General features: G+C 70.5%; 3 protein-coding genes. 1 reads left to right on the top strand and 2 read right to left on the bottom strand.

What is annotated here, in order from left to right; translation table 11 throughout:
* Nucleotides 1–1,587, top strand: a 1,587-nt coding sequence (locus VR44_RS30815; protein ID WP_094192026.1) for an alpha/beta hydrolase, incomplete at its 5' end; no start/stop codon positions are given.
* On the opposite strand, the gene moeZ is transcribed toward VR44_RS30815, so the two are convergent.
* Together moeZ and VR44_RS30805 are read right to left on the bottom strand one after the other, a co-directional pair.
* Nucleotides 1,584–2,762: an adenylyltransferase/sulfurtransferase MoeZ gene (gene moeZ / locus VR44_RS30810; RefSeq protein WP_045950911.1), complete on the bottom strand. Its 1,179-nt coding sequence runs from the start codon at nucleotides 2,760–2,762 to the stop codon at nucleotides 1,584–1,586. The genes VR44_RS30815 and moeZ overlap by 4 nt on opposite strands.
* Before the next feature lie 63 nt (nucleotides 2,763–2,825).
* A partial coding sequence (locus VR44_RS30805; protein WP_045950910.1) for a spherulation-specific family 4 protein occupies nucleotides 2,826–3,543 on the bottom strand: 718 nt, incomplete at its 5' end.

The raw sequence follows: 3,543 nt of genomic DNA, 5'->3' as shown, positions 1-3,543 counted from the left end.
CTCACCACCAGCGCCTGTTCCGGCGGCAGCGGCGGTACGAAGAAGGCCCCGGCCGGGGGTGCCACGGACACCAAGGCCCTCAAGTGGGGGGAGTGCTCGGCCCCCGACGCCGCCGAAGGCGGTGGGCAGGCGCCGCCCGTGGACTGGCAGTGCGCCACCCTCGACGGCCCGCTGTGGCAGTGCGCCACCCTCGACGTGCCGCTGGACTACGCCAAGCCCGAGGGGGAGACCATCCCCATCGCCCTGATCCGGGCGAAGGCCAGGAACCCCAAAAAGCGCATCGGGTCGCTCGTCTTCAACTTCGGCGGGCCGGGCGGCTCCGGGATCACCACCCTGCCCAGCGCGGCGAAGGACTACGCGGCCCTGCGCGACCGCTACGACCTGGTGAGCTTCGACCCGCGCGGGGTCGGCCGCAGCGCCCCGGTGCTCTGCGAGAACGACAAGCAGCTGGACGCCTACTACGCCCAGGACTCCTCCCCCGCCACCCCCGAGCAGGAGAAGGCGTTCACCGACGGCCTGCGCAAGTACCAGCAGGCCTGCCAGGCGAACTCCGGCAAGGTGCTCCCCCACGTCGGCACCGAGAACGCCGCCCGCGACCTCGACCGGATCCGCCAGGCCCTCGGCGACCCGAAGCTGAACTACTTCGGCATCTCCTACGGCACCGAACTCGGCGGGGTCTACGCCCACCTCTTCCCCAAGAACGTCGGCCGGGCCGTCTTCGACGCGGTCGTGGACCCGACCAAGAACTCCGAACAGGGCGCGCTCGGCCAGGCGAAGGGCTTCCAGCTGGCCCTCGACAACTGGGCCCAGGACTGCGTGGACCGGGGCGAGCAGTGCCGGCTGCAGGGCACCACCGTCAAGGAGGTCGAGGACAACGTCGTCAGACTGCAGAAGCAGCTGGCGGCCAAGCCCATCGCCGGCCTCGGCGACCGGATGCTCACCGAGACGATGGCCACCAACGGCATCGCGCAGGCCCTGTACTCCAAAGAGCTGTGGCCGCTGCTGGAACAGGGGCTGGACGAGGCCGAGGGCGGGCAGGGGCAGCTGCTGATGACCCTGTCCGACCTCCTCAACGGCCGTGACCAGCAGGGCCGTTACAGCAACATCGGCGCCGCCAACACGGCCATCAGCTGCGCGGACTCCAAGGACCGCTACAGCCTGCAGGAGACCAAGGCGAAGCTGCCGGAGTTCCGCAAGGCCTCCGCGGTCTTCGGGGACTTCCTCGGCTGGGCGCTGATGAGCTGCACGGGCTGGCCGGTGCCCGGGTCCTGGCAGACCCCGGACGTCTCCGCCCCCGGCTCCGCCCCGATCCTGGTGGTCGGCAACACCGGTGACCCGGCGACCCCGTACGAGGGGGCGCGGAACATGGTGAACCGGCTGGGCAAGGGCGTGGGCGTGGAGCTCACGTGGAAGGGGCAGGGGCACGGCGCGTACAACAGCGGCGACCGGTGCGTGCAGCAGGCGGTCAACGCCTACCTGCTGGACGGGAAGGTGCCCGGCGCGAACGCCGTCTGCACCCCCGGGACGGCGAACGACGAAGGGGCCGTACCGACGAGCGGTACGACCCCTCCTCCGGGGAAGGCCTAGTAGACCGGCTTCTCGGGCTCGATCTGGTGGACCCAGCCGATCACGCCGCCGCCGACGTGGACGGCGTCCGCGAAGCCCGCGTTCTTCAGGACCGCGAGGACTTCCGCACTGCGGACACCCGTCTTGCAGTGCAAGACGATCCGCTTGTCCTGCGGGAGGTCCTGGAGGGCGGTGCCCATCAGGAACTCGCCCTTGGGGATCAGCTTGGCGCCGGGGATCGAGACGATCTCGTACTCGTTCTTCTCGCGGACGTCGATGATCTCGATGTTCTCGCCCTCGTCGATCCACTCCTTGAGCTGCTTGGGAGTGATCGTCGAGCCGGCGGCGGCCTCCTGGGCCTCCTCCGAGACGACGCCGCAGAAGGCCTCGTAGTCGATGAGCTCGGTGACGGTCGCGTTCGGACCGCAGACCGCGCAGTCGGGGTCCTTGCGGACCTTGACCTGGCGGTACTGCATCTCCAGGGCGTCGTAGATCATCAGGCGGCCGACGAGCGGCTCGCCGACACCGGTGAGGACCTTGATGGCCTCGGTGACCTGGATGGAGCCGATGGACGCGCAGAGCACGCCCAGGACGCCGCCCTCGGCGCAGCTCGGGACCATGCCCGGCGGCGGGGGCTCCGGGTAGAGGCAGCGGTAGCAGGGACCGTGCTCGGACCAGAAGACGGAGGCCTGGCCGTCGAAGCGGTAGATCGAACCCCACACGTACGGCTTGTTCAGCAGCACGCAGGCGTCGTTGACCAGGTAGCGCGTGGCGAAGTTGTCCGTGCCGTCGACGATGAGGTCGTACTGGCTGAAGATCTCCATCACGTTCTCGGCCTCGAGCCGCTCTTCGTGAAGGACCACGTTGACGTACGGGTTGATGCCCAGCACGCTGTCACGGGCGGACTCGGCCTTGGAACGGCCGATGTCCGACTGGCTGTGGATGATCTGGCGCTGCAGGTTCGACTCGTCGACCTCGTCGAACTCCACGATGCCCAGGGTGCCGACGCCGGCCGCGGCCAGGTACATGAGGGCGGGCGAGCCGAGGCCGCCCGCGCCCACGGCCAGCACCTTGGCGTTCTTCAGGCGCTTCTGGCCGTCCATCCCGACATCCGGGATGATCAGGTGGCGGGAGTACCGACGGACCTCGTCAACGGTGAGCTCAGCAGCTGGCTCGACCAGGGGTGGCAGCGACACGGGGACTCCGTAGATGGGTAAGTCTGAACGGTGGTTCTTCCCGTAACACTGCCACGCCCTTCTTCATTCCGAGACACCCGGTCCGATACGTGAGACGAATTCGTCCCAGTAGGCGGGCATCGACTCCCAGGGGTCACGGTCGGGGGTGGCCCGCCGGTCGGTGAACCAGATGGTTCCGGCCCCCTGCCAGCGCGCGATGCGGACGGCCTCCTCCAGGTGGGTGCGGGGCACCCCGTGGACGAGGTGGCAGAACCGCTCCGGCGGGTGGTCGGCCGTCCACTCCGCCACCTGCGACCAGCGGTAGTCGGTCCAGGCCCCGGAGAAGGTGACCAGCTGGTCGGCCGCCTCCAGGTAGCCCTCGCAGGGGTGCGTGCCGTGTCCGAGGACGATCCGCAGGCCCTCGCCGAGCCCGCGCAGGGCGTCGGTGAGCCGGCGGATCCCGGCGAGGTCCGCGCGGTCCGCGGGGGCTTCGGCCAGGTAGAAGCCGCCGACCCCGTACCAGTCGCGGAAGCGGTGGGCGTCGGAGACCAGCTCCCCGAACGGACGGGTGCCGCCCCGCAGGGCGAGGTGCCCCAGGACCGTCCCGCCCGCGCCGCGCAGCCGTCCGGCCGCCTCGCCGCAGTGCGGGTCGGGTCGGCCGCCGGGGCCGTCGGAGACGTTGAGCACGGCCCAGTGCAGCGGGGTGCCGGGGCGGGTCAGCTCGGCCCACTCCACCGGGGCGAGCAGCGGGTGCGCGTAGCCGGGGATGCCCAGGCCGAGCCGGCCGGACTCGGTCGCGGCG

Source organism: Streptomyces katrae, assembly GCF_000966975.1.
GTDB classification, from domain to species: Bacteria; Actinomycetota; Actinomycetes; order Streptomycetales; family Streptomycetaceae; genus Streptomyces; species Streptomyces katrae.
Note: the sequence above shows the minus strand (reverse complement) of the source record. Positions and strands in the feature narration are given on the sequence as shown.